General features: G+C 53.0%; 26 protein-coding genes, 2 tRNA genes and 1 pseudogene. 24 read left to right on the top strand and 5 right to left on the bottom strand.

The features are described from left to right. Window positions 1-16: 16 nt before the first annotated feature. The 4 genes from CSA35_01100 to CSA35_01085 all read left to right on the top strand — a co-directional run bounded on the left by CSA35_01100 (window position 17) and on the right by CSA35_01085 (window position 2591). Window positions 17-586: a hypothetical protein gene (locus CSA35_01100; GenBank protein ID PIE55428.1), complete on the top strand. Its 570-nt coding sequence runs from the start codon at window positions 17-19 to the stop codon at window positions 584-586. A gap of 6 nt (window positions 587-592) precedes the next feature. Then, a complete protein-coding gene (locus CSA35_01095) occupies window positions 593-1372 on the top strand; it encodes a hypothetical protein (protein ID PIE55427.1) in 780 nt (259 codons plus the stop codon). 78 nt (window positions 1373-1450) lie between these two features. After that, a complete protein-coding gene (locus tag CSA35_01090; GenBank protein ID PIE55426.1) occupies window positions 1451-2455 on the top strand; it encodes a hypothetical protein in 1005 nt (334 codons plus the stop codon). A 48-nt stretch (window positions 2456-2503) separates the two neighbouring features. Then, window positions 2504-2591: transfer RNA gene (locus tag CSA35_01085), tRNA-Ser, on the top strand. A gap of 563 nt (window positions 2592-3154) precedes the next feature. Here CSA35_01085 and CSA35_01080 read toward each other — a convergent pair. Then, a pseudogene (locus CSA35_01080) lies at window positions 3155-3475 on the bottom strand (IS5/IS1182 family transposase). A gap of 337 nt (window positions 3476-3812) precedes the next feature. On the opposite strand from CSA35_01080, the gene CSA35_01075 reads away from it, so the two are divergent. From CSA35_01075 to CSA35_00985, 19 genes are all read left to right on the top strand, one after another. Next, window positions 3813-4067, top strand: a complete 255-nt coding sequence (locus CSA35_01075; protein PIE55425.1) for a hypothetical protein — start codon at window positions 3813-3815, stop codon at window positions 4065-4067. A gap of 32 nt (window positions 4068-4099) precedes the next feature. Continuing rightward, window positions 4100-4951 carry a 4-diphosphocytidyl-2C-methyl-D-erythritol kinase gene (locus CSA35_01070; protein PIE55424.1) on the top strand — a complete coding sequence of 284 codons (852 nt, stop codon included), beginning with the start codon at window positions 4100-4102 and terminating at the stop codon, window positions 4949-4951. A gap of 9 nt (window positions 4952-4960) precedes the next feature. Next, entirely contained in the window at window positions 4961-5752 is a 792-nt protein-coding gene (locus CSA35_01065) for a pur operon repressor (protein PIE55423.1), read from the top strand. A 251-nt stretch (window positions 5753-6003) separates the two neighbouring features. After that, a tRNA-Met gene (locus tag CSA35_01060) sits at window positions 6004-6080 on the top strand. 69 nt (window positions 6081-6149) lie between these two features. Continuing rightward, window positions 6150-6923, top strand: a complete 774-nt coding sequence (locus tag CSA35_01055) for a hypothetical protein (protein ID PIE55422.1) — start codon at window positions 6150-6152, stop codon at window positions 6921-6923. A 34-nt stretch (window positions 6924-6957) separates the two neighbouring features. Beyond that, on the top strand, window positions 6958-7974 hold the full coding sequence (gene trpS / locus CSA35_01050) for a tryptophan--tRNA ligase (GenBank protein ID PIE55421.1): 1017 nt from the start codon (window positions 6958-6960) through the stop codon (window positions 7972-7974). Between the two features lie 71 nt (window positions 7975-8045). Further along, the gene (locus CSA35_01045) at window positions 8046-8723 is read left to right on the top strand and encodes a segregation/condensation protein A (protein PIE55420.1); all 678 of its coding nucleotides are present in this window, start codon (window positions 8046-8048) and stop codon (window positions 8721-8723) included. Between the two features lies 1 nt (window position 8724). Further along, entirely contained in the window at window positions 8725-9282 is a 558-nt protein-coding gene (gene scpB / locus CSA35_01040; protein ID PIE55431.1) for an SMC-Scp complex subunit ScpB, read from the top strand. Then, window positions 9272-9988, top strand: coding sequence for a pseudouridine synthase (locus CSA35_01035; GenBank protein PIE55419.1), 717 nt, complete (start codon window positions 9272-9274; stop codon window positions 9986-9988). Before scpB ends, CSA35_01035 begins: the two co-directional genes overlap by 11 nt. A gap of 22 nt (window positions 9989-10010) precedes the next feature. Beyond that, on the top strand, window positions 10011-10892 hold the full coding sequence (locus CSA35_01030) for a phosphohydrolase (protein PIE55418.1): 882 nt from the start codon (window positions 10011-10013) through the stop codon (window positions 10890-10892). Between the two features lie 11 nt (window positions 10893-10903). After that, window positions 10904-11572 carry a cytidylate kinase gene (locus CSA35_01025; GenBank protein PIE55430.1) on the top strand — a complete coding sequence of 223 codons (669 nt, stop codon included), beginning with the start codon at window positions 10904-10906 and terminating at the stop codon, window positions 11570-11572. Beyond that, window positions 11565-12194 (top strand): 1-acyl-sn-glycerol-3-phosphate acyltransferase, encoded by a 630-nt coding sequence (locus CSA35_01020; protein ID PIE55417.1) that lies wholly within the window; start codon window positions 11565-11567, stop codon window positions 12192-12194. The genes CSA35_01025 and CSA35_01020 overlap by 8 nt, the downstream gene beginning before the upstream one ends. A 160-nt stretch (window positions 12195-12354) precedes the next feature. Beyond that, window positions 12355-13236 (top strand): YicC family protein, encoded by an 882-nt coding sequence (locus CSA35_01015; GenBank protein PIE55429.1) that lies wholly within the window; start codon window positions 12355-12357, stop codon window positions 13234-13236. Between the two features lie 6 nt (window positions 13237-13242). Next, window positions 13243-13497, top strand: a complete 255-nt coding sequence (locus tag CSA35_01010; protein ID PIE55416.1) for a hypothetical protein — start codon at window positions 13243-13245, stop codon at window positions 13495-13497. Then, window positions 13490-14065, top strand: a complete 576-nt coding sequence (locus CSA35_01005; protein ID PIE55415.1) for a guanylate kinase — start codon at window positions 13490-13492, stop codon at window positions 14063-14065. The genes CSA35_01010 and CSA35_01005 overlap by 8 nt, the downstream gene beginning before the upstream one ends. After that, the gene (locus CSA35_01000; GenBank protein PIE55414.1) at window positions 13944-14363 is read left to right on the top strand and encodes a hypothetical protein; all 420 of its coding nucleotides are present in this window, start codon (window positions 13944-13946) and stop codon (window positions 14361-14363) included. The genes CSA35_01005 and CSA35_01000 overlap by 122 nt, the downstream gene beginning before the upstream one ends. After that, window positions 14338-15549 carry a bifunctional phosphopantothenoylcysteine decarboxylase/phosphopantothenate--cysteine ligase CoaBC gene (gene coaBC / locus CSA35_00995; GenBank protein ID PIE55413.1) on the top strand — a complete coding sequence of 404 codons (1212 nt, stop codon included), beginning with the start codon at window positions 14338-14340 and terminating at the stop codon, window positions 15547-15549. Before CSA35_01000 ends, coaBC begins: the two co-directional genes overlap by 26 nt. A gap of 2 nt (window positions 15550-15551) precedes the next feature. Then, window positions 15552-17342 (top strand): hypothetical protein, encoded by a 1791-nt coding sequence (locus CSA35_00990; GenBank protein PIE55412.1) that lies wholly within the window; start codon window positions 15552-15554, stop codon window positions 17340-17342. 13 nt (window positions 17343-17355) lie between these two features. Continuing rightward, a complete protein-coding gene (locus CSA35_00985; GenBank protein ID PIE55411.1) occupies window positions 17356-18690 on the top strand; it encodes a ribosome biogenesis GTPase Der in 1335 nt (444 codons plus the stop codon). A 75-nt stretch (window positions 18691-18765) separates the two neighbouring features. Here CSA35_00985 and CSA35_00980 read toward each other — a convergent pair whose 3' ends face one another. The 3 genes from CSA35_00980 to CSA35_00970 all read right to left on the bottom strand — a co-directional run bounded on the left by CSA35_00980 (window position 18766) and on the right by CSA35_00970 (window position 22025). Then, window positions 18766-19914, bottom strand: coding sequence for a glycine reductase (locus CSA35_00980; protein ID PIE55410.1), 1149 nt, complete (start codon window positions 19912-19914; stop codon window positions 18766-18768). 16 nt (window positions 19915-19930) lie between these two features. Further along, window positions 19931-21463 (bottom strand): glycine reductase, encoded by a 1533-nt coding sequence (locus CSA35_00975; protein ID PIE55409.1) that lies wholly within the window; start codon window positions 21461-21463, stop codon window positions 19931-19933. A 154-nt stretch (window positions 21464-21617) separates the two neighbouring features. Next, on the bottom strand, window positions 21618-22025 hold the full coding sequence (locus tag CSA35_00970) for a hypothetical protein (protein PIE55408.1): 408 nt from the start codon (window positions 22023-22025) through the stop codon (window positions 21618-21620). A gap of 310 nt (window positions 22026-22335) precedes the next feature. On the opposite strand from CSA35_00970, the gene CSA35_00965 reads away from it, so the two are divergent. Then, the gene (locus CSA35_00965; GenBank protein ID PIE55407.1) at window positions 22336-22533 is read left to right on the top strand and encodes a hypothetical protein; all 198 of its coding nucleotides are present in this window, start codon (window positions 22336-22338) and stop codon (window positions 22531-22533) included. 140 nt (window positions 22534-22673) lie between these two features. Here CSA35_00965 and CSA35_00960 read toward each other — a convergent pair whose 3' ends face one another. Continuing rightward, the gene (locus CSA35_00960; protein PIE55406.1) at window positions 22674-23678 is read right to left on the bottom strand and encodes an integrase; all 1005 of its coding nucleotides are present in this window, start codon (window positions 23676-23678) and stop codon (window positions 22674-22676) included. Window positions 23679-23938: the final 260 nt, after the last annotated feature.

The following is a 23938-nucleotide window of genomic DNA, read 5'->3' as shown; positions in this document are numbered from 1 at the left end:
GTATCGTCCCTATAACATGCCTGCAGGATGGTTTGTCACCTATGACGGATATCCCGTGTCTCAGTTGGAGGGACGTTGGGTATACGGACTTCCCAACGGGTGTGGCGGTTGGTACCCTTCCTCTTATGTTGTGGGATCTGTTGTTCCTACCGCAGTTCCACAGCTGACCCCTGTCAATAATGTCGTCTCCCATGGTGTTGTGAATACAGCCAGTACCACTCCAGTCTCTGTATGCGCAGGAAGCCCTATGCCTCGTTGGCTTACGAACACATACTTCACATCTGTGGCTGGTTGGAATCGTGTTGTAGATCGTATGGCGGTGCTGAACCGTCCCAGAATTCCTCTGGCATGGAAGGGCGATAAACCTGCAGTTCTGTATGCCTGGACTGGGCAAAGTTGGTATCAGATGCGTACGAAAGCTGGTGAATCTCCAGCGGCGACGTTAAAACGTAACGTCTATGCTCTGACCTGTATGGCCCATCAAAACGGTTTTCTCTGGAACGATGGAGATACAGCTATACTGGCCGCTCAAGCCCCTCTGTGGGGGTATATGTGGATGGGGCGTGTCGCTCCTATCAATCTGTGATCTGTTATGTTCAAGTCTGTATCTATCTTGAAACTCTTCGGAGGCGTCGTTGGTATCGTCATGTTGACCTCTCAGGCCTGTGCCCTGAGTGGGGCAGTCCCGCTGCTGATTTCCAAACCCGACTATGATAACAATTATGTATCCTTGGCGGTCGCTCAGGATTGCCCCGGTGCATATGGCCTCACCGCTGATGGGTACCCGGTCGTTCGGGATATCGATGGGCATTGGGTGTATGTGCCCTGTACCTGTCGTGGCGATATTGCTGTGTCTGAGACGCTTGTTAATCCTGTTACTTCTTCTTCTGCCGCCACTGTCGCAGTTCCTCAAACGTCGTCTCTACCCTCTACGGCCGTTCTTATAATGCCTCAGACAGCCTCTTGGCCTATGACCGAATCGGTGGTTGAGTCAGGACAGTCGAACTTGTCTCCTGTTCTCAGTACACCGATGGTAAGTTCAAAAACGAAGGTTAAGACTCAGCCTAAAAGGGCTCGAGTGAAGTCTAACGCAAAGACTAAATCCCAGCCCAAACAAAAAAATAAAAAAGAACCTGAGATAAATAAAAAAATAATTATTCATGGTAATCCAAAACCTTTAGTGGAGCCTAAGCCTGTAGTCGAGCCTGTTGCGCCTCAAAGCGGCGATGACTCCAAAGTGGCGTCGTCGGTTTCGGTGTATCTGCCATCTCCATCTTCTCCAGACAAATACGAAGTTCTTGCTCCAGATCCCAGTATGGCGTCTGTTCCCAAGTCTGATCAGCCTCAAATGATAGTTATAAGGACTCAGTAGAATTAGCCGCTTGAAAGCTGTTCTGTTGCCCTCTCGTTGCTGGAAAGCTCGTGTTCTTTGGCGAAAGGGGTGACGTTCATGGAGGACATTTCGACTGAGTTGCCTTTTAAAGTCATGATTGCCAACGATTCCCGGCTAGAGCGGCGGATTCTGGTCGATGCTTTGGAACCCGTTGTCCTGGGTGAGTACAGGCTGGTTGTGGACTATTGTTCCCGTGGTGACGAGGCCCTCAAGTATATCCTTGAACAGAGGCCGAATATGGTTTTTCTTGATTGGGTTATGCCCGGAATGGATGGTCCCGAGATCTGTGCTGAGGTTCGAAAACACTCTGATAGAGAAGATCTTTGGTACTGTTATATTTTTATGACAACTTCCATGAAAGGTGAGGAGGCCCTGGTCCACGGTCTGTGCTCTGGGGCTGACGATTTTGTCGCAAAACCCTTTCACTCGGAGGAATTGAAGGCTCGTATTCGAGTGGGGCTTCGGTTGTTAGATGCGTATCGTAAAGTCTTGCGACAAAAAGAGGATATCGCCCGGTTGTCAAGGATTGATTCTCTCACGGGAATATTGAACCGTAGTTCGATTCTAGTCTCTTTGGATCGAACTTTGAGGTTATGTCGTTCGAAAGGCAATCCTCTGGTTGTCGGTATTTGTGATGTGGATCATTTCAAGATGATCAACGACACCTACGGTCATCAAGCTGGAGATTTTGTCCTGCAAAAATTGGGGAACCTCTTTGAGAAACTTTTGGGCGGTTTTGGGCACATCGGTCGATACGGTGGCGACGAATTTCTCTTTATCCTTCCAAAATGCGATGAGCTTCTGACAACTAAACTAATTACGCGATTCTATGATCTTTTGGGAAAAGAACCGTTTGATTTCAACGGAATACCAGTCGTCGTGACTCTGTCTTGTGGGCTGGCATTCATGAATGCTTCTCTGAACAGGGAGCTGGCGAGTGTCGAGAACCTGATCAAAGTTGCAGATGACGGGCTGTACGAAGCTAAAAGACGAGGACGGGGACGAGCCTGTTCGCTTAACGCTTCCGAATGGCGCGATGTTGTCATGGGAGAAGGAGAGTAAGTTCTTGCACGAGAGCATAAAACGTGCTAGAATCTCTTGCGTTGATATGGAGGGGTGTCCGAGTGGTCGAAGGTGCTTGCTTGGAGAGCAGGTGTGCCGTAAGGTACCGTGGGTTCGAATCCCACCCTCTCCGCCATTTCAATATTTAACCCTATCTCTGATATTGACAAGACATGACAAAACCCCGTCAACGACGGGGTTTTGTGCTGTATTTGGGGCAAAGTCAGAGTTGCTGCTTTGAGATAACGTGACAAAGCAGAACAGTGAAAACGTATAACCGTCTCCTCATGCGGAATAGGCATGTCTTATTGTAGCTTTCCCGTCAACAGGGAAACGGATCTGTACTTATTTTTATGCTCCAGAACCCCTTGTAGCAGACAAGGGTGCCATCGCTATCATGGACAATGCTTCAAGAGCGGTCCCTGTACCGTTCCCGTTGCCGCAGAAGCTTATGTTCGCCCAATATTTTAGCTTTGGAGAGAGCTCTTAGATAGTGTCGTCACGAGATATTTGCCTACAGGGCCAAACAACGAATTTGCACCGCAGCTACAAAAGATGCGCATTCTTTGCGTATCTCGTAGCTATACCGCGCCAACGTTTCAAATGCAAAAAAGCGTTCTCTATTCAGATGACGAAATTCGTAGAGATGCTTCTTATACTCATGCCGCTCCTTACGGTTTCTCTGCGCATCCACGTCCAACGGCTCATCGCCTGATTGCCACCTCTTGCTCCCGATGCGTGCGGATGCACTTTTCTGTGAGAGGCATCAATCATGAGCCATTCAAAATCAGGATCGACAACGAGCTTTTAGCGGCAGAAGCGGCGATGGGTACAGTCCTCATAGTTGGAAGGGAGGTCTCGCCACGAGGCGCCAGTACGGAGAATCCAGAAAACCATGTTAATAAAAAGACGGGTATCTCGAGCCTTGCCTCACAACGGTCCCTTTCTGCCGGGCAGATGATGTTCCAGTAACTTCCAGACTCTATCCGAAATGTCGTGTCCTCTATGCGAAGCTTCTATGGTACATTCCTCCCGAGTCTCTATTCTCTGAGAAAACTACTAAAATATAAAATTCATTATAACGCTGTCCATGTTTAAGAATGGGGAGCTTTACTGAATGATTTATTCACCCCCTCCCTCAGCAGGAGAGAGAATGTTCAGGTTCGCCATTTTGTTTTCTCAGGAATTCGATTCTGTCTCGACCCAACGTCAGAAACGAGGTGTTTTTGCCTTCTCTGTGTAACGGACGTGTTGAATATCTGCACTGAGCAATGACATTCATGGTTAAAAAACTTGAATTTTTTTGCTCAATGAGGTATTATAGTCTTGCATGCATAAATGAAAAAGGAGGACTCGAATGCCCCCGTCTATCCAGAGTATCCGCCAGAAAGTCGCTCGCCACAAGGGCAATACCGTCCGGTATCGGGCAACGAAAGGCCGTCGAAAGACCGAGGAACGTCGAGGGGTGATCCTTGAGACGTATCCCCGGTTGTTCACCCTGTACGTCGAGTCCCAGCATAGCAAGGTCTCCTTTAGCTATGCTGAATTGCTGACCAAAGAGGTCTCGATTCAATTAGTGAACGATAACGCCGTCTCGGACGACTTCCTCTGAGCCTTGGAGTCTTCTATAACCTTTCGTAAACCATGAATATCGTCGTACCCAGTTGCGGCAAGATCAACCTCACCCTTCGTGTCGTTGGCCGTCGTCAGGACGGATACCATAGTGTAGTCTCGGTTTTTTGCCGTCTTCCTAGAATCGAGTCCATGAGCATAGGCACTCTCCCTCCGGGCAGCGTGGATCGGGAGGTCTCTTGTAATATTCGGATTCGAGGTCGAAACATCGTCTGGAAAGTTCTGGAACTCTTGCGAGCTCGAGGTGTGCCTGTTCCTCCCCTCAAGATAGTCCTTACCAAGAACGTCCCTCCTGGAACCGGCCTGGGTTGTGGTTCAGGTAATGGAGCTGCGCTGTTTCGATGGGCTCAATTATGCTATGATTGCCCGGTTTGTCCGAAGCACTTGACGGAGGTCGGGGCGGACCTCCCTTTTCTGGCTGGCGATCACGATTTGGCCTTGATCTCAGGTATTGGAGAGGACGTATGCCCTATGCCTCCCTTGGCCTTCTCGTGTTTACTGCTCGTTCCCCGGTGGCGTTCTAAGACGTATCGAGCCTACGCTCTTTTGGACAAATACTACGGTTCATGTTGGGCTCTCTCTCAAACAGAGGCTGAGACGGAGGCTTACTCAGTTGTAGAAAGACTTAGAAAGAACGAGCCGGTGGGCTTGCTCCCCAACGATTTTCTTCCCCCTCTTTCCCAGATTCACAGCGGTTACCACGAGCTCTTTTCCGGACTTGAGGCATCGGGGGCCCTTGCCTGGGGATTGAGTGGGAGTGGGAGTGCTGTATTTGGTCTCTATTCTCAAGGAAGCTTCTCCAAGGAACAGTTGCTTCCTCTTCATAGATTGAACGGGGTTGAAAGGCTCTTGGTCATGGAGTGAGGGGATGCTATGAAGGGACAACGTATTAGTCGATTGTTGAAGATGACCGCTCGTTTCCTGAGTAATCCGGCGCATCCCTTTTCTGTGACAGCTTTGGCTGATGACTTTACCGTGTCAAAAACGGTAGTCAGCGAGGATATCTCGATCATAGAGGACTCGATCGTCTCTGAGGGATTGGGGCGTATTCGGGTTGATCGGGGACGAGCTGGCGGTGCTGCCTTTGTCCCTGCGGTTTCTCCTGAGAGACGGGAGGACTTTTTGGATGGCTTGGCACGGGAACTCTCCAAGGACATCCGTCTTCTTCCCAGTGGTCTCATTTATTACAGTGACATTCTGTTTAACCCGGAATATGCTCGTACATTAGGGCTTATTCTGGCATCAGACTTCTACGGGACTCACCCCGACGTCGTGGTGACCAGCGAGGTGAAAGGAATCCCTTTAGGTATATTTGCGGCTCAGGCTCTGGGGGTTCCTTTAGCTGTCTGCCGTTTTAGAAATCGAGCTAGCGACGGGCCAGCGGTCTGTGTCCATTTTGCTACCCAGACCGGCGATGTTCGGGCCATGTACATGGGCACAAAGGTCTTGGGTCAAGGGTGTCGGGTTCTGGTCATCGACGATTTCATGAGAGGAGGGGGCACTGCCTCGGGTATGTCTCTTATGGTCCACGAGTTTAAGGCCGAACTGGTGGGGATAGGAGTGTTCCTCGTAGCTCTGGATCCCCCAACGAAGGCTGTAAAGAACTACTCGGCCTTGCTTCGTTTGGACATCTCAGGCCAAGGTCCCCGGGTATGGATGTCGTGAACGTTTGCAACGACATTGACGATGACACGACGCTGGTATAGAATGCTTCTTTGTGAGAGGATCCCTTGTATACATGTCTCTGTCGGTAGGGACAAATGCACCGAACGGGGCGTTGGTTCAGAGATGTTCCGATGAACGTATCATCGATAAGGACCGTGGAATAAGCTAAGGTCCCTTGTTTTGAGCATAGATTGAAAGGTGAGCCCTCTCTTGAAGAAGGCAGGGTGAGCGAGTATAATAAATTTCTCTTTGGGCCTATAGCTCAACTGGTCAGAGCCACCGGCTCATAACCGGAAGGTTCCAGGTTCAAGTCCTGGTGGGCCCACCACGACCTCAAGCCGTTCCTTCGGGAGCGGCTTTTTTCTTAAGGGAACCGTGTTATATCGAGAAGGGGGAGATGTCCGTGCAGATCCGTGATTTTCTTCTGTCTCTGGAACCCTTCGCTTCGTTGGACTGGGCTGAGGACTGGGATAACGGAGGGGTAAGCGTTCGTTCCCGTTCTGGAGAGATCCACCGGGTTGCAGTGGCCCTGGATCCGACGGTGGAGGCAGTCCGCCAGGCTGCAGATCAAGGATGTGACTGTCTGTTGACTCATCACCCTCTTATCTTTTCTCCACTGCGGTTTTTGGATCCCGAACTTCCCACCGCAGCGGCCTTGTATGAACTTGTGGAGCGAGGAATGACGGCGGTCTCTTGTCATACAAGCTGGGATAACTCCCCGGTCGGAACCAACGTGTCTCTGGTTCAGGCCTGTACTCAAAATTCTCCTCGTCCGCTGTTGTTGGGGAAGGGCTGGGGCACAGGAGCCGTCGTCTCTTTTCAGTCATCGTCGCCTCTCGCCGTTGCTGAGATGCTCAAAGATCGATGGGGTCTGACGTGGGCGCGGGTGTACGGAGCCTCTCGTTCGGTTTCGTCCATGGCTCTATGCGGTGGATCGGGGGGAGAGCTCTGGAGAGAGGCTCTGAACACTGGAGCGGATCTGTACGTGACGGCGGACATGAAGTACCATGATCTCCAGGATGCGGTTCTGTCAGGGCTGGCGGTCATAGTCGTAGATCATGGAGAGATGGAATGGGCGTCTATGGACTCTCTAAGGGGTTGTGTTCGACAGGCGACGGGATTGGATGTGATCCTTCTGGAAAAGCCGGATATGGGTGGATGTGTCCTCTGAGGGGGGACGGGAAGGAAGGGGTTGTGCTGTCTTTATGGGTTTGAGGACATTCAGCGGAATGCGCCCCACGGGGAAGCTGCATCTCGGTCATATGGCGGGGGCTTTAACAAACTGGATCAAACTCCAGGACGATGAGCAGTACAGCTGTTTCTACGGCATTGTGGATTGGCATGCTATGATGTCCGATTATGCCGATAGCTCGGTGATCTTGGGTAATTGTAGGGAGGTCTTTCTCGACTGGTTGGCTGTGGGGCTTGATCCCGAAAAGTCAACGATCTTCGTTCAATCCCACGTGCCGGAACACGCCGAACTGGCTTTGGCTCTGGGGATGATAACCCCTTTGGGCTGGCTTCAGAGGAACCCTACATATAAAGAACAGATTGTAAATATTCAGAATAAAGACCTGAGTACTTTTGGCTTTTTAGGATATCCAGTGCTCATGGCGGCTGATATCCTGCTCTATCGGTCGTCGGTAGTCCCTGTGGGGGAGGACCAAACGGCCCACCTTGAGATTACCCGGGAGATCGCTCGGCGCTTCAACAACTTTTATAATGAAGTGTTCCCTGAACCCGATATTCTACTCACCCCAACCCCTAAAGTTCCGGGGACTGATGGGCGGAAGATGAGTAAGTCCTACGGCAATAGCATTAACATTGCCGATACGGAGAAAGAGATGTGGGACAAGCTCCGTACTATGATGACCGATCCGGCTAGGCAGAGAAAAACCGACCCGGGAGAGCCGACGAAGTGTCCGGTCTGGGACATTCACAAAGTCTTCAATGACGACGATGAACAAAAAGAGGAACTGGCCACGTGCTGCCGAGCTGGCTCTATTGGCTGCGTCCAGTGTAAGAAGGCCTTGAAAGAACACGTGGTGGCTACGATGATCCCAATCTGGGAGCGGCGGACATGGTACGAAGCTCATCAAGAGACCTTGGACGAGCTTCTCTGGGAAGGCGCCCGGAAGGCTCGAACCGTCGCCAGAGAGACCATGGACGCCGTGTGGAGTGCCATAGGTCTTCCACCGAAACCGGTCTCCACGGTAGGTTGATTCCGAGGGATACTCGAGCGATCCAGATCGACATAGAGGGGTTTTCCGGGCCTCTGGACCTCCTATGTCATATGCTGGAGAGCCGGGAGATTGAGGCGTCAAGAGTCAGCGTAGCCCACGTCGTTCGAGTGTACGGTGAGTACCATGCTCGGAGGGGAGAATTCCCTATCGACGTCGTTGCCAATTTTTTGGTGCAGGCGGCCCGTTTGGTTCTCGAAAAAGCCCTGGCCCTTATGCCAAGAGTGAGTACCGAATCTGAGGAAATACTTGAGGAGGAACCGCCTGAGATTGATCTTGAGGCGCTCCTGACCCGCTATCGGCCGTATAGAAAGGCTGCATTGGTTCTTCAGGATCTCCGGGCTCGGGGGGCGTTGCGGGCCTTTCGTACTCCTCATCCCTTGCCTCCTACTTACGATCTCGGTGATCTATACTCCTTGTCGATGACTTGGTGGACGTTGGTACGGGCCAAGTTCATTGGTGATTCCGAAAGTTTGGATGATGGTTGGGATACTCCCTTGACCGGAATTCCCGAACCCATTCCCGATGAAAACCAGGTAGAGCGGCGTATGGAGTGGGTTTTGTCTCGTTTGCCCCAAGATGGAATCCCTCTTTCAAACCTTCTCGGGGGCTATCCCTCGGTTTCTACGTTGGTGGTAACGATTCTGGCTCTTCTGGAGCTTTCTCGTCGGGATCGAGTTCGTCTGATTCAGGAGGAACGTTTTGGAGAAGTGCTCGTTATACCCCAATAATATCGAGATTGATGTATTGCGTCGTCTTGAGGCTGTCCTTTTTGTAGCGTCCGACGGAGCTACGGTAGAGGCTCTGGCAGCGGCTGTGGGTGTCGATCAGGATCAGGTGCTAGAAGGACTTCGACTCTTGGCTGATCGGTACGAGAAGCACGGTCATGGTATAGAGTTGATTTTTCTTGGTGGTGCCTGGTTCCTGTGTACTGTACTTGAGGTCGCTGACGCCGTTGAGCGATTTACGGAAGTCCACGAGAGAGAGCAAGTACGCCTGAGCAAGGCTGCTCTGGAAACATTGGCTGTTGTAGCGTACAATCAACCTACGACCAGATCGGATATAGAAGAAATCCGGGGAGTACGATGTGATAGGGTTATTGAGACTCTTCTCGGTCATGGCTTGATCCGAATCGCCGGTCGAAAGAGAGGAACGGGTTCTCCTTTGCTTTATCGAACCACCGAGGCCTTTCTCAGAACTTTCGACCTAGGGGCTATCTCAGATCTGCCCACTATCGCAGAGATCGATGAACTCCACCACGAAGAGGAGAAGGGGTTTTGTGAGGCTTAATCGGTATCTGGCTCGTTGTGGGATTGCCTCCCGACGGGGAGCAGAAAAAGTCCTTCAGGCTGGTCGTGTTCGACTTAACGGTGAGGTGGTTTTTGATCCGGCTCGAGATATTTCCTCTGCTGATTTGGTGGAAGTCGACTGTCAGGCTGTGGCTTTTGAGTCTTCTGTATACGTGGTTATGAATAAACCCAGAGGAGTGGCCTGTGCCGTTTGGGACAAATTCAACCCGACGGTCATCGATATCCTTGCACCAGATCTGAGGGCCCTTCGTCTTTATCCTGTGGGACGTTTGGATATGGACAGCGAGGGTCTCCTGATTATTACCAACGATGGTGACTTTTGTCACTCGCTTATTCACCCCAGTTCAGGGTATGATAAAACCTACGAGGTCCTTTTGAATCGAAAGCCCGACAGCGATACCCTTTGTCGTTGGAGAGAGGGTATCGTCTTGGATAATCGTCTTATTCGGCCTCGTGCTTTGGAGGTTATGGACAGAGATCCCTTTGGCTTGTGGCTCTCTATTGTTCTTCAGGACGGTGTGAACCGTGAGATCCGACGGATGGCTGAGTTTTTTTCTCTCTCTGTTCATCGCCTGTTTCGGAGAAAAATTGGTACAATGGAGATGCAGGGAGTGCAACCAGGGGGATATCGTGTAATGGATCTCCAGCGTTTATGGAACGCCATACGCCATGGAGGAACGGTCTAAGTTCAAGGCAGGAGATGGGTGCATGGATGAACGAACCAGAGAGCTGATACAGAATCGTATTCTCAGCCGGCTGAAGGAAGTCAAATCTTTCCCTCAATTTGTGCTAGAGACCTTGAAGATGTTGGATAATCCAGACAGCAGTGCCCAAAACGTGGCTGCTATCTTGTCCAAAGATCAAGGACTTGTGATTCGTACCTTAAAGTTAGCGAATTCGGCCTTTTATGGGGTCTCTCGACGGATCTCAAACATCCAGGAAGCAGTGGCTCTGCTTGGGTATAAAACTATCAAAAACCTGGTCATTGCAGCCACTCTTTATCAACGAATGAACAACGCCTTCACTGGGTATGCTCTGGAACGGGGCGATCTTTGGAGGCATTCTCTCAGTGTGGCCTACGCAGCTCAATACATTGCAGAACTGACGAAGGTTTGTCCGCCAGAGGAAGCCTATATCGCTGGAATGCTTCATGCTATAGGGAAAATCGTCCTGAACGATTACATCAAATTTGGGTATCAGATCATCGTCCGCATTGTGGATACCGATAAGCTTCCTTTCGTGGAGGCCGAGCGCATGGTACTAGGCTTTGATCATGCCCAAGTCGGTGGAATGTTGGTGGATAAATGGAATTTGCCTGAGTCTCACAAGGTGGCTGTTGAGTATCAGTATACTCCCGAGGAGCTGCCCGAAGAGCTCTCAGCGTATAGAGGCATAGTAGACATCATCCACGTGGCGAACTCAATGATCCTTATGCTGGGCGTGAGTGGCGGTGCCGACGGGCTTCAGTATTCTGTCTCGGAGGAGGCTCTGGCCCGATTGGGGTTGGCGGACTCCGCTGAGCAACATCTGTCCGAGCTGGTGGACATTATGGACAAGGTCTCCGAGGAGATGGAGCTCCTGGAGGCGTAGTGGTCTCGCCCATGCTATTGCACAATCTGGTCGTCACCGTGGACGGTCCTGCCGGTGCCGGCAAGAGTACTGTAGCTAAAAAAGTCGCGCTCGCTTTAGGGATACCCTACATGGACACGGGGGCCCTGTATCGGGCCCTAGCTTATTCCTTGGATGCTCAAGGCGTCCTCCCCGAGGAGAGCGATGTCCTTTTGTCGTCGCTGCGGTCTATATCGGTGACTCTCTCGGAGAACAGGGTCTTTGTCGATGCTCAGGATGCTTCAGACCTCATTAGAACCCCTCATGTTGGTCGGTTGGCTTCGGCCTATTCGGCTTTGCCCGCCGTTCGGGAAAAACTTTTGGATATTCAAAGGGAGCAGACACTCAACGGAGGCCTCGTTGCCGATGGTCGTGATATGGGAACTGTGGTTTTTCCTCTCGCCCCGTTGAAGATATTTCTCACTGCATCTGAGGACATACGAGCTCGTCGTCGTTGGGAGGAGTTAAAAGCCAAGGGGGACGATCTCTCTTTTGAGTCGGTACTCGAGGATATGAAGCGACGAGACTTAGCTGACCGGGAACGGGCTTGTGCGCCCCTTCGGAAAGCTGAGGATGCTGTGGTCGTGGATTCGTCAAATCTGAGTGTTGATCAGGTCGTTCAAGTAATCGTAAGCCTGGCTCTGGAGGTCTCCCATGGGTAGGGCTCTTGTGTATCAGCTCGTTCGAAGATTCTGTTGGCTGTTTCTTTTGGTGCATAATCGGCTTTCGATTCGAGGACGCAGCAATATCCCAAGAACCAGACCGATTATCATGGTGGCCAATCACTGCAGTAACTTAGATCCTGTGGTGATGGGGGCTGCGTATCCCCAAAGACTGAGATACCTGGCCAAGGCAGAGTTATTTCAGGGTTCTCGTCTCTTTGCATGGCTTATCGGTATTTTGGGAGCTATACCGGTAAGTCGTCAGACCTCTCAGAGTGCTGGTGGTGCTTTGAAATCCTTCCTTCAGCTCTTGGAGGAAGGGGAGTCGGTTCTTCTCTTTCCTGAAGGAGGGCGCTCCGAGGACGGTTGCCTCAAACCCCTTGAAGGTGGAGTCGCTCTCTTGGCTCTCAAAACAGGAGCGCTTGTGGTACCGGCCTACATTGCCGGAACATTTAAGGCAATGCCTATAGGAGCGACTTTTATTCGCTGGAATCCTGTCTCCGTCCGATTTGGAGCTCCTTTAGATCCCCAACTCTTCGCTGGTGCTCGACCTAAAGAAGCCAGAGCGGCCTTTCTCCAGGAACTTAGCCGCTCACTTCATGCCATGGAGGACGCTGTCTGACAATCTTCAAGGGGTCTTGATGGCGATAGTGAAGCCCGTCGAGGGAGTGGCGGCTCAGGTTCCTGGCAGGGGAACTGGAGGCCCCGCTTTTTTTGTCGTCTCGCAATTGAGGACAGGTTTTTTGTTGCGAGAGAGTCTTGTGAAGGAGGATTCTCCAAACGTGTTGACGAGCATGACAGGATTTAGTCGGGTTTCGAAGGATCAGGACTGGGGAACTCTCACCATTGAACTGTCGTCGGTGAACTCGAGATATCTGGAGATCTTTGTGAAGACTGGTCGGGAGTTGTCCTCTGAGGAGCCTCTTATCCAGAGAGCAATTCGCAAACGGTTGAGTCGAGGCAAGGTTCAGGTTCGAGTTGATCTGGCCTGGACATCGGAGGCTCGAATGGGATGTATCAACACTGAAACCCTTCGGGGGTACGTACGTCAGGTTCAAGATGCGGCAGTTCCTGGCGTTCAGGAGCCTATCGCGATCGACGGATTTCTGAGTTTACCCGGCGTCGTGGAATCTCCCCTATCGGGGGCTACTCTTCAGGAGCGGGTGTCTCCTGTCGTCATGCCACTCCTTGATCGTGGACTGGACGAACTGATCGCAATGAGGGAGACTGAAGGGGAGGCCTTGATGAGCCACATCTCGGGACTTCTGGATAACTATTCGGTTGTACTTCGTCAGATAGGAGACAAGTGGCGAGACGGAGCTGACGCTGCGTTCGAAGGCCTGAGGGATCGGGTACAGGCTGCGGCAGAGAGGTATGCCTGCTCTTTGGACGAGGGGCGTCTGGCTCAGGAGCTCACCGTCATTGCGGATAAATGGGATATCTCCGAGGAGATCTCCAGAACAGAGAGCCACCTCAGACAATTCGTCAACCTGTTGAACGGCGGCGGCTCTCGGGGAAGGAAGCTGGATTTTCTGCTTCAGGAGATGAATCGGGAGATTAACACCATGGGCTCGAAGGTCGCCGACGCGTATGTTCGGTGGCTTGTCGTTGAGGGGAAAACGATCCTGGAGCGTATTCGGGAGCAGGTTCAGAACGTGGAGTGATCGTCGATGGCGCAGACGTTGGTTCACATAGGTTTCGGCAATATGGTGGTGGCTGAACGGGTTGTGAGCATTGTCCACCCGGCGTCGGCTCCGATGAAGAGGTTGAAGGAAGAGGCCCGGGAGAACGGCCGTCTGGTGGATGCTACCCAAGGGCGAAAGACCAGAGCTATTTTAGTGACCGACAGTAACCACGTCATTCTCTCGGCCATCCAGCCCGAGACCATCGTGCATCGTTTTTCTGGGGACGCCGTCGATGAATGATCGGTGGGGAACCTTGGTGGTTCTCTCGGGGCCTAGCGGCGCCGGTAAGGGCACCGTTCGAAAAGAGCTTTTCCGGCGGGTGTCAGGGTTGAGTTTTTCCATATCATGTACCACTCGAGCTCCTCGTGTTGGGGAGCAGGATGGGGTTGACTACAGATTTATGGACGATGTTGAGTTTTTGCGTCTGATCGATGACGGTCGTTTTCTGGAGTGGGCACAGGTTCATGGCAACTATTACGGCACGTTATTGGACGACGTAAGTCGGGAGCTTGCTCAAGGTTATGATGTAGTGCTTGAGATCGACGTTCAGGGTGCTCTGCAGGTCCTGGAGAAGTGTCCTCAGACGGTATCGGTGTTCCTGAAGCCGCCGTCCTCTCAGGAACTGGAACGTCGTCTCAGAGAACGAGCCTCGGAGGACGAGGGTACCATCGCTCTCCGGCTTCAGAATGCTCTGGAAGAGATTGAGTACTCCAATCGCTATGACCACGTGGTGGTCAACGACGACTTGGAACGAGCGGTCTCCGAGCTGGAGACGATCATCATGGCCTGTCGGGCTGGCAGATCCTAAAGAGGGAGCGAGCGTACAGATGAAATTTTTTGACATCGACAGGATTCAACAAAACTCAGGGATATCTAACAAATATTTACTCACAACTGTCGTCGCCGCTCGGGCGAGGGCTCTCAGCGAGGACAAAAGGAGCCGGGGTACTGCAGAGAGCGGCAAGGCTGAAAAGGTCATCTCTATGGCCTTATCTGAGTTGGAGTACAACGATCTGACCATTACCGTAGACGGTCAGGTGCCCAACGAACGAATTACCCCGGTTGAGCATGATGAGTCTGATGATGAGCCCGAATCGGCCTCCTAGAATTCTTCTCTGTATTTCCGGTGGTATCGCTGCATACAAAACCCCTCACATCGTGAGGGGTTTTGTCCAGTCGGCTTGGGAGGTCATCGTGGTATTGACCGAAAGCGCTCGAGCTTTTGTCAGTCCTATGGTCTTGGCAACCCTCTCGAAAAATCGGGTCTGGGGCGATGGGGACTACCTGAACCACGAGACCGGGAGCATTCCTCATATTCACCTCGCTGAGTGGGCCGACGCCGTGGTCGTGGCACCGTGTACAGCTGAGAGCGCCGCCCGTCTGGCCGCAGGTCATGGGAAGCACCTCATGGACGGAATACTTTTGGCGACGCGGGCGCCGGTGGTGGTTTTCCCCGCTATGAACGTGAACATGCTCCATCATGGAGCGACGGTTCGCAATCTGGCGCTTCTTCGGGACATGGGGTACAGGGTTATCGACCCCGACGACGGCGATCTGGCCTGTGGGTATCAGGGAGCCGGTCGTCTGCCCGAGGTGGACGGCGTTGTTCACGAAGTCCGTCGGGTGCTCACTCACCAGGATATGGCTGGAATGACCGTGACCGTAACCGCTGGTCCCACCAGGGAATATCTGGATCCGGTCCGGTTCATCTCTAACCCGAGTACCGGGAAAATGGGCTATGCCCTGGCTCAGGACGCTTGGTATCGAGGTGCCTCTGTGACGTTGATCTCCGGTCCGGTCTCTCTGCCGTCGCCCCGGGGCGTCCGTGTCGTTCAGGTTGCGACGGCTTTGGAGATGAGAGATGCCTGTGTTCGTAGTATGGCCGCTAGCAATGTCATGGTCAAGGCCGCCGCTGTGGGAGATTATCGGTTCCCTTCACGATCAGAGCGCAAGATCAAACGGGAGGGACGGTCGGAGATGACCCTTGCGATGGTCCAGAATCCCGATATCGCTGCGGAACTGGGAGCTATGAAGGCTCGGGATCAGATTCTGGTGGGCTTTGCTGCCGAGACCGACGACCTTCAAGCAAATGCTGAGAAGAAGCTTCGAAGTAAGAATCTCGACCTGATCGTGGCCAACGACCTGACCAAACCCGGAAGTGGCTTTGGTTGCGATACCAATCGGGTCAGCCTCTATGATCGTTTCGGAAGGACCACCGAGGTCGAAGGGCCCAAGAACCTGGTGGCTCGTGGAATCTGGGATCGGGTTTTGGCTCTTCGAAACGATGATTGATCGTGACTTGGTTTGCCGAGGTCGTTGTTCCAGGCCCGTGGTGGTCTAATCTCACATATCGGTCGTCTCTACCCCTTGAGCCAGGAACTCGGGTTCGGGTTCCCGTGGGACGGGGCGTTCGGGTTGGCTTCGTCCTGGGAGGCGATTCGATCTCTTCGTGGCCTGAGGCACAAGTTCGTCCGATTTTGGATGTTTTGGACGAACGTCCGGTGATCTCCCTTCCTATTTGGCAACTCACCCAGTGGGTGGGGCGCTCTTTTCTCTGCGGGGTTGGTTTGGCTCTGTCCGTCATGCTGCCTGGCTCCGTCCTTAAGGGGGAGGCCGTTCCACCGCTTCAATCTCAGAAGATGAATGAGCGTAAGGGACGCTTCTCCGTCAATACCTGCTATAGGTGGCTCGATGACGATCGCCTTGAACGGTATAAAACTTACTTGATCGATCCCGACTGCCGAGCTGTGGTCGCCTTTCCCGAAATCGAACGGGCCAAAGCGTTTTTCAAGGATTTGGAACGCTCAGGGATCTCTGGGGGACTCCTGTGGCCTCGGGGAAATGGAACGACCAGACGAAAGGCGTGGCTTGCCTGTCGGGACGGGCTGGTCCGTTTTGTCGTGGGAGGCCCTGGCGTGATGGCGGCTCCCCTTTGTCCTGATGTCGTGATCATAGAGGAGGAGAGCAACGATGCCTACAGGCTCCAGCGTCATCCTAAACTCCATGCTCGAAGTGTCCTGTCCAGGATGGCTCGGGAGTGGGGTGCTGAGCTCCTTCTGGGAGGGCGACTCCCCTCATCTCGGGTCATGCGGGAGATTGCACCCAAAGAGGAACGACGGAAGCCAGGTGCTCGGCTTGTCCTGATCGACGTGAACCGGGCCCACGAGGCAGCGATCGATGGAGCGTCCGACGGACTCCATCTGTCGGAAGGAGCTCTCTCTCGAACGGTGGAGACGGTAAGCCGGGGCGGCGTGGCTCTCTGGCTGCTGGATCGGAAAAGCTATCTTGGAGATCTTCGGTGTGATGACTGTGGACGTCCCCTTCAGTGTCTCTGCGGTGGCTCCATGGGACTCCGTCACGGCAGAGTCCGATGTCTTCGGTGCGGACGGGAAGAATCATGGAGTGACGTCTGTCCCTGTTGCGGTGGAGCGGTGATCACGGGCCGTCGGCCGGGTCTGGAAGCCCTGGTTCCGATAGCTCAAGCTGTGGTATCAGGAAAAACGATGCTGCTCTGGACTGCCGAAGACCCGAGAGGGATCGCACAAAGACGAGAACGGATCAAAGCCCTGAAAGAAGGCGGTCTCGTCCTTGGAACCAGACGAGCGCTCGAACTGTGCGACCTGTCTATCGTGGACCTGGTCTGCTGGATCGATGGAGATGGCGAGTCCTGGCGACCCGACCACGATGCGAGGTGGCGGGCCTACTCCATAGTGTGTGAATCCTGTTGGCGGGGGCATAATCCAGAAAACCGGACCGTATTACTTCAAAGCCGTCGCCCCGGCAAAGGGTGGCAGTCTGCCCTTCGATTGGGCTGGGAGGCCTTCTGGAAAAACGAGCTGGCAGAACGCCGGGAACTCGAACTGCCGCCGTACCGCTACCTCGTTGAGATTACCGACCTGGCGGATCATAAGGCCAACCTGGCTGCTGAAGCTGCCGGAACATCTCTGGACGTCATGGACCCTGATCCCGGAGAGGACCGCCTCTGGGTGGCCACGCCGGGATTGGGCCGGCTGAGAAACGTCATGGCGTCACGGTTCGCTATAGGATCAAAAGTCTATCCGAAGGTGACCGTCTGGACCGATTAAGGAGAGGATATACATGGCAATAGTGACCATCGTCGGACGTCCGAACGTGGGCAAATCGTCCCTGTTTAACCGGATGATCGGAGAGCGTCGGGCTATAGTGGACGACGTCCCCGGGGTGACTCGGGATCGCCTGTACGGCGATGTCGAGTGGCGCGATGAAAAATTCTATCTGGTGGATACCGGAGGACTGCTTCTTCGGGATGAGGACCCCATCATGGAGGGCATGAAGGAGCAGATCCTTCAAGCCATGGAGGAAAGCGACCTTATCCTCTTGACCATCGACGGTCGGGAGGGGATCACCTGGATGGACGAGGACATAGCGATGGTTGTCCGAAAAGGCGCGCCTAAGCCGGTGATCGTCGTTGTGAACAAGCTGGACGACATGAAGTTCGACGAGCTTGTCTACGACGCCTACGCTTTGGGCTTTTCGGACGTGGTGGGTGTCAGCGCCATCCACGCCCGTGGTGTGGACGACCTGATGGAGCGCATCGTCGAGCTCCTTCCTGAAAAGGCTAGGCCGGAGGAAGAAGAGGACGAGATCAGGGTGGCCTTGGTCGGCCGTCCCAACGTAGGCAAATCCAGTATCCTGAACCACCTGTTGGGAGAGAACCGATCCCTGGTCAGTGATGTCCCCGGGACCACTCGGGACTCCATCGACTCGCTGCTGATGCTGGACGATGGCATCAGAATGAGACTCATCGACACGGCCGGGCTTCGTCGAAAAAGCCGCTTTAAGGACGACATCGAATACTACTCCTTTGTTCGGACTATGGAAAGTCTTGATCGCTGCGACGTCTCCCTGCTCGTTATGGACGGGGCAGAAGGGGTGACCGATCAGGACAAAAAACTGGCTTCCGCAGTGGTAGAGCGGGGCAAAGGCATCGTTCTGGTGATGAACAAATGGGATCTCCTCAAGGGGATGAGCGAACGACTGGGCGACGAGAAAAGGGACCACGTCCGGGAGGAACTCTCCTTCGTGGGTCATGCTCCGCTGATATTCTCCTCGGCAAAAACCGGCCGGGGGCTGGGTGCCAAACTCACCGATGCGGTCATAGAGGTGTCCCAGCGGCGTAGAGGCAGAGTCGCGACCACCAAGCTGAACGGTCTTCTTCGTGACGTTCTGGCCTTCGAACGACTTCCGTCCGACAAGAGGGGCAAACTGCTTCGGATCTACTACTGCACCCAGGCTGACGTAGCGCCCCCTACCTTTGTCTTTTTTGTGAACGATCGGGAGATTGTAACCAAGGGGTTTCACAACCACATGGTGAACCAGCTCAGAAAACTTGGGGATTATGACGGGGTGCCTCTCAGGCTTTTCTGGCGAAACAGCGACGGGAAACGACGTTGATTCCCCCGTCTGCTCACCTGTAAGAAAAAGGAGCGAACGATACCGTTCGCTCCTTTTTCTTGTCTTGGTCTCAAATCACAGGTATCCAGCGGCCGCCAAAAGCTCTTTCGCCTGGTCCATGTGCTTGCCAGGAATCTTGACCACTGGCCCGGTGCAACCCATGGAGGACTCGGCGTAGATCTTGTTTTTCCAGAGCTCTCGAACGGCGTCCTCGATGGAGAGAACGTCGACGCCGTGAATCTCCTCGTCGGTGGGCTCCACCGGTGGAGCGGCAACCTCCTCGGAACACTCGGGTTTGGGGAGGACTCCCTGGATAATCTTGTCCAGGCCAGCTCTCTTTGCGATGGCCACCTCGTCGGCAACCATAGCCGAATGATTTCCACGGGCAACAGCGGCGTTGTAGGCCACGGCGTTGGCGATAACTGGGGCCCCGGAGGCCCGGGATATGATGGATATGATTTTGTTCCAGCCCTCGCCAGCGGAGGGACCGTAGCCCCAGCCTAAAGCCTCATAGGAGCCACCCGTGTTGAAGGACGAGAACATCTTCATCAACACGTTTCCCGTCAGGGTATCGCAGACACAGATATCGACTGCACCAGCCAGGATATCGTTTCCCCGAAGCAGCGATCCACCGTCAGCCCGAAGGCTCTCTCCGAAGGTAACGGGGTAGCCGCCAGTCTTCAGTTTGTTAAGGGCTTTGAATACCAGCTGTGCGCCTTCAACGTTCAGGATGCCCACCGTGGGATTCGCGATACCCATGGCTTTAGCTGTCGCTATGCCATAGATGGTATTTCTGATCATAGCCTCGACCCGATTGATAGCTGAGGTGCCCGTGGAGGATGCCACGATCATATCCTTGCCCTTGGCGGGCGTGAGGACCCGACCGATGGTAGTGACGCCCATGGGGAAGGGGTAATGGAGGGCCACAGCTCCGGCGATGGTTCCGTCGTCGATAGCTGCCTCCATTGCCTTGGCCACGTCGGCATCGCAATCGTCGGTCTCGATCCACTTCAGGTCGTCGTAGCCCGAGAACTTGGGACCGATCATGACCACCTGAACTCCCGGATTCTGCTGCTGGGCCAGACGTCCGCCCCTGGCGAGCTCCTCAGGTCCATGCTCGCTTCCGGTAGCCATAAGCCCCACGGAAACCCTGGGACCGCCGGTTTTAGCGGCGTCCACAAGCTCCGAAAGGGCTTGACCGATGAGTTTTTTAACGTCAGACATGGTTCTCCACCTCCTGCTACTTCGTCAGGGAGTCGGAGATCTCGGAGAGGGCCTCCAGAAGGATGCTCTTCACGTCGTCCTTGCTGACCGCGGTCGCCGAGGCAGCAGCTGGGGCCTCGATGAGGAAGGAGGCTCCGTCAGCCAAGTTGGTGAGGCGAGCCAGGAAGAGGCTACCCTTTCCGATGATCATGGCTCTCTTGATCTTTCCATCGGCGATCCATTGTACAGCGTGGCCGATGAAGGGCGCACCGGCGGGGATATGTCCCTGAGTGTGGGCGAAGCCCGGAAGCCCCTTATCCTTGACGAAGGTCATCATATCGGCTTTCTCGATGGACTTCTTCATAACCGCCAGAGCAGCGATCATCTTGATGTTCGCCAGAGGCACGTCTCCCGCTCCTGCGGGCAGGGTGATCTCCGGGATATGAAGCTCGGCGCCGAACTTGTCAACATCGCCCAGACCAAGGCCAACCTTCTGGAGAGGCTCCCAGGTCAGGGCCTGAGTCACGGCCTGGGGAGAGGCTCCCGCGCCAACGGAGTGTTTGCCTATGGCGTCCAGGCGCATTTCCGGGCTTGTTCCGTCACAGGGAGTGATAAGGACGGCAAAACTGCCCAGGCAGTCCTCAAGAGCGGGCATGTCCTTCTTTACGTGATCCTTGCTGTTCATGTACAGCTTGGGCACGGCACCGCCAGCCAGAACAACCACGTTGGAGCGAGTTCCTGCGGCTACTTGGGAGGCGCCAGCTATCATGGCGTTCACCGGACCGGCACAGAAGCCCCGAACATCGCAGCCGCTGGCGTTGGAGCAGCCGACAATCTCGGCGATGGCCTTGGCGAAGTTTCCCCCTGCCCTCTGGCACATATCACCCGCTCCCTCTTCGGAGCATTCGATGACGAAATCCACCTCGGAGGGGTTCATCCCGGAGTTCTTCAGAAGATAGAGAAATGCGATGACCGAGCTCGTTTTACTGGCGATGTTCTCCATCAGAACGTGGGCGCTCAGGTTCTCGTCCACCTCGTGCCCCCGCCGAACACAGCCTACCACCGAGCCGTTCAGGTAGAGAGGAAGACCACCGTGTTTTTCGTCACATTCGGCCTCGATCTCGGCTATCTCACGGCCGGCCTCCAGACGTCCCATCATGGACTCGGTGACCATATCGTGGTTTGCCAGTTTTTCTCGAATTGAGGCAGCAAAGCCCTTTTCCAACCATACCAGATCGAAAACATCGCAGATGTCCATAAGACCAAGAAACTCGTCCTCAGGGGTGATCTCACCGAAGGATCCAGTCCGGTTGGCTCCAGAAATCCGGTTTTCGTACATGGGAGTGGCCTGTTTCTCCAGCTCCTCCAGAGGAAGGGTGCCGATATAGGCCATGTTGGGGGCATAGCTCGTGGCTTCATCAAAACTTTGAATATGCTTGGGAAGGGCTTTCAGATACTCGGTCTCTCCGTGAGTGTGGCGCTCTACGTAGGGTGTATTTCCATAGTGAAGCCCCAGTTCGGGGGTGTGCTGAAGACAGTAGGCGGAACCTTTGATGGCGACGCGTGACATAGGGATAATAACCTCCTTAAAGAAACGTCCGAAAAAACATGGACTACCACGACACGAGGGGTTCGGATAACCGTACCCCTCGACAACCGACCCACATATTGGGTCTCAGACGAAATGATGGACCCCCAGCCTGGGGGCCCTAAAAACTTTAGCCTCAGGTGGCGCAGGAATGCACCGTGGGAAGCTTGAAAGCAACCCAGCCTTTTTCGATTCCTCCCTTGAGGAAGCCGGCGTCAAACCCCTTTGAATTCAGGGTCTCGACGACGGATGGAGAGGTCTCTCCGTCCTTGCAGACCACCAAAATCTTCTGGTCTGAGGGCAGATCGTCGGTGCAGTCCGCCACGTCCGCAGCAGGAATATTGAAGGCGTCCTTGATGTGAGCCTCTGCGTAGTCGTCCGATGTCTGAACGTCCAGGAGAAAAGCATCGCCTTTCATGAGCTTACAGAATTCTTTGGTCTCGATCGCTGTCATAGGTACCAACCTCCTCAATACGTCCGGGAGGACATCCCCCGGCGAAAAACATCTCGCATAGATTCTACACGAAAACTCAGGGAAAATCATCCAAGAATTGAATCGAATTACAGCCCCCTTCTTGGCTAAAATCCTTTCGTGAAGACATCAAGAGCTCTCATCATGATGATGAGTGAAGGGAGAAGCTCCTGATAGGGAGATGATCTGGGGATTTTGTAGTCTGCCGGGTAGCCTGTGGCAAAAGAAGTATGCTGGCACATCGGTTTTTTAAAGAGTGCGTAAACATTGAAAATATTCCGGACAAGGCTTTCTTAAATGATAGGTAGCGAGATCAACAGAGATCTCCGTGAGTACAAATAGAAAAACCGTGGCCGTTGTTTTGTCGAGGTATCTTTATGGCGTGCTGCATGGGCATCTCGGTGAGCTGGGCTCAATGGAGATGGGGGACGAGAAGCTCTCCGGTAAGCTTGATGATATTCAGCATATTGACCCGGCGCAACTTTTCAAAACTTTTGCCTTTCACAGTGAGAGCTTTCGCCTCAAGCCATTGTTGTGGAATAGAGTAGCCGTTAATACAGGTTCTAGTCTTGGTAGGTAAGGAAAACAAATGCCAGCCTCTAAGTACTTAACGGGAGCGATAACACGATAAAAAACTGAGGATATCTACAAAAATATCGCATTGAGAGTCGTTCTCTGGTCAAGTATATTGGGTAAAGAAATGGTACCGATTCTTGAGATTTACGTGATGATATCTAGGGGGCTTTTCAGGTTTCGGATATCTTGATTGAGAACGTGGGTATATATCTCTGTTGTTTTCACATCAGCATGACCAAGTAATTCCTGGAGAACTCTGATAGTGACTCCATTCTCAAGCATATGGGTGGCAAAACTGTGCCGCAGAGTGTGACAGCTGACTCTCTTCCTGATTTCAGCCTTAACAACCGCCCGCTTCAGGGCTTTTTGCAAGCCTGATTCATCGACATGGTGTCGCCTCTCTTTTCCACTGCGAGGATCCCGGGAACGACTCTGGGCAGGAAAAAGCCATTGCCAGCCCAAACTTTTTGAGGCTTGTGGATATTTCCTGGCAAGTGCCTCGGGAATATACACCTCACCAAATCCTTCTTGCAGGTCTTTTTGATACATCATCTCAGAACGCTGAATCCAATAACGACATTCCTCTTGAAGGTTTTTTGCCAGTAATGTTGTTCTATCCTTACCACCTTTACCATCACGAATAAAAAGGAGCCCCTGGTCAAAATCAACATCATGAATCCGCATTCGGACACATTCCATAAGGCGAAGCCCTCCCCCATAAATCAGCTTGGCCATAAAAGCGTGCTTTCCTTCCATTACTGCAAATAAACGCTGCACCTCATTTTGAGACATGACCGTGGGAACCCGCCGTTGCTTTTTGCTTCGTAAGGGGGCGATATCATCAGCAAGATGAATATCCAGAACTTTCTTGTAAAGAAACACCAAGGCATTAAGTGCCTGACTTTGAGTGGATTTAGAAACTTTCTCCTTGCTGGCAAGATAAGAAAGAAACCGCTCGATTTCATGAGCTCCCATCTCTTTAGGATGTGTTCTTCCACCATAGAATCGGATATAGCGTAGAATCCAGTTACAATAACTCTTTTCTGTGGTGTATGCATACCCGTAATAGCGCAAAACTTCTCGCACCTGATCCATTAACTTTGCTCGAGGATTTGGGTGGAATTTCTGCGCGGCACTTCTTTTTTCCATATTGACCACCTCAATATAGTGCTACGCGGAAATCTTTTATAGGCCAAACTAAAGCCATTTAGCAGTTGAAAAAACCGTACTTTTGCCTTATTATAGAGTTATCTTGACTTTTTGTCCAGATATGTGCGATTGTATTATGGACAACGTCCATATATGGCGCTGTTAGCCATTGAGGATATAAAATGATATTTGGAGTAGATTTAGCAAAACTTATCGAAGCTTTGGCGGAGTTTCTATGGCCTTTAATGACTGGATATTTG

It is taken from the genome of Dethiosulfovibrio peptidovorans, from assembly GCA_002748665.1.
Classification (GTDB): Bacteria; Synergistota; Synergistia; order Synergistales; family Dethiosulfovibrionaceae; genus Dethiosulfovibrio; species Dethiosulfovibrio peptidovorans_A.
The sequence above is the reverse complement of the archived record's forward strand: the minus strand, read 5'-3'. Positions and strand labels throughout refer to the sequence as shown.

Coding starts and splice junctions, on each gene's coding strand:
- CSA35_01100 (PIE55428.1), top strand. CDS start 17: ATGCCTGCAGGATGGTTTGTCACCTATGACGGATATCCCGTGTCTCAG.
- CSA35_01095 (PIE55427.1), top strand. CDS start 593: ATGTTCAAGTCTGTATCTATCTTGAAACTCTTCGGAGGCGTCGTTGGT.
- CSA35_01090 (PIE55426.1), top strand. CDS start 1,451: ATGGAGGACATTTCGACTGAGTTGCCTTTTAAAGTCATGATTGCCAAC.
- CSA35_01075 (PIE55425.1), top strand. CDS start 3,813: ATGCCCCCGTCTATCCAGAGTATCCGCCAGAAAGTCGCTCGCCACAAG.
- CSA35_01070 (PIE55424.1), top strand. CDS start 4,100: ATGAATATCGTCGTACCCAGTTGCGGCAAGATCAACCTCACCCTTCGT.
- CSA35_01065 (PIE55423.1), top strand. CDS start 4,961: ATGAAGGGACAACGTATTAGTCGATTGTTGAAGATGACCGCTCGTTTC.
- CSA35_01055 (PIE55422.1), top strand. CDS start 6,150: ATGTCCGTGCAGATCCGTGATTTTCTTCTGTCTCTGGAACCCTTCGCT.
- trpS (PIE55421.1), top strand. CDS start 6,958: ATGGGTTTGAGGACATTCAGCGGAATGCGCCCCACGGGGAAGCTGCAT.
- CSA35_01045 (PIE55420.1), top strand. CDS start 8,046: ATGCTGGAGAGCCGGGAGATTGAGGCGTCAAGAGTCAGCGTAGCCCAC.
- CSA35_01030 (PIE55418.1), top strand. CDS start 10,011: ATGGATGAACGAACCAGAGAGCTGATACAGAATCGTATTCTCAGCCGG.
- CSA35_01025 (PIE55430.1), top strand. CDS start 10,904: ATGCTATTGCACAATCTGGTCGTCACCGTGGACGGTCCTGCCGGTGCC.
- CSA35_01020 (PIE55417.1), top strand. CDS start 11,565: ATGGGTAGGGCTCTTGTGTATCAGCTCGTTCGAAGATTCTGTTGGCTG.
- CSA35_01010 (PIE55416.1), top strand. CDS start 13,243: ATGGCGCAGACGTTGGTTCACATAGGTTTCGGCAATATGGTGGTGGCT.
- CSA35_01005 (PIE55415.1), top strand. CDS start 13,490: ATGAATGATCGGTGGGGAACCTTGGTGGTTCTCTCGGGGCCTAGCGGC.
- CSA35_01000 (PIE55414.1), top strand. CDS start 13,944: ATGCTCTGGAAGAGATTGAGTACTCCAATCGCTATGACCACGTGGTGG.
- coaBC (PIE55413.1), top strand. CDS start 14,338: ATGATGAGCCCGAATCGGCCTCCTAGAATTCTTCTCTGTATTTCCGGT.
- CSA35_00985 (PIE55411.1), top strand. CDS start 17,356: ATGGCAATAGTGACCATCGTCGGACGTCCGAACGTGGGCAAATCGTCC.
- CSA35_00980 (PIE55410.1), bottom strand. CDS start 19,914: ATGTCTGACGTTAAAAAACTCATCGGTCAAGCCCTTTCGGAGCTTGTG.
- CSA35_00975 (PIE55409.1), bottom strand. CDS start 21,463: ATGTCACGCGTCGCCATCAAAGGTTCCGCCTACTGTCTTCAGCACACC.
- CSA35_00970 (PIE55408.1), bottom strand. CDS start 22,025: ATGATTTTCCCTGAGTTTTCGTGTAGAATCTATGCGAGATGTTTTTCG.
- CSA35_00960 (PIE55406.1), bottom strand. CDS start 23,678: ATGGAAAAAAGAAGTGCCGCGCAGAAATTCCACCCAAATCCTCGAGCA.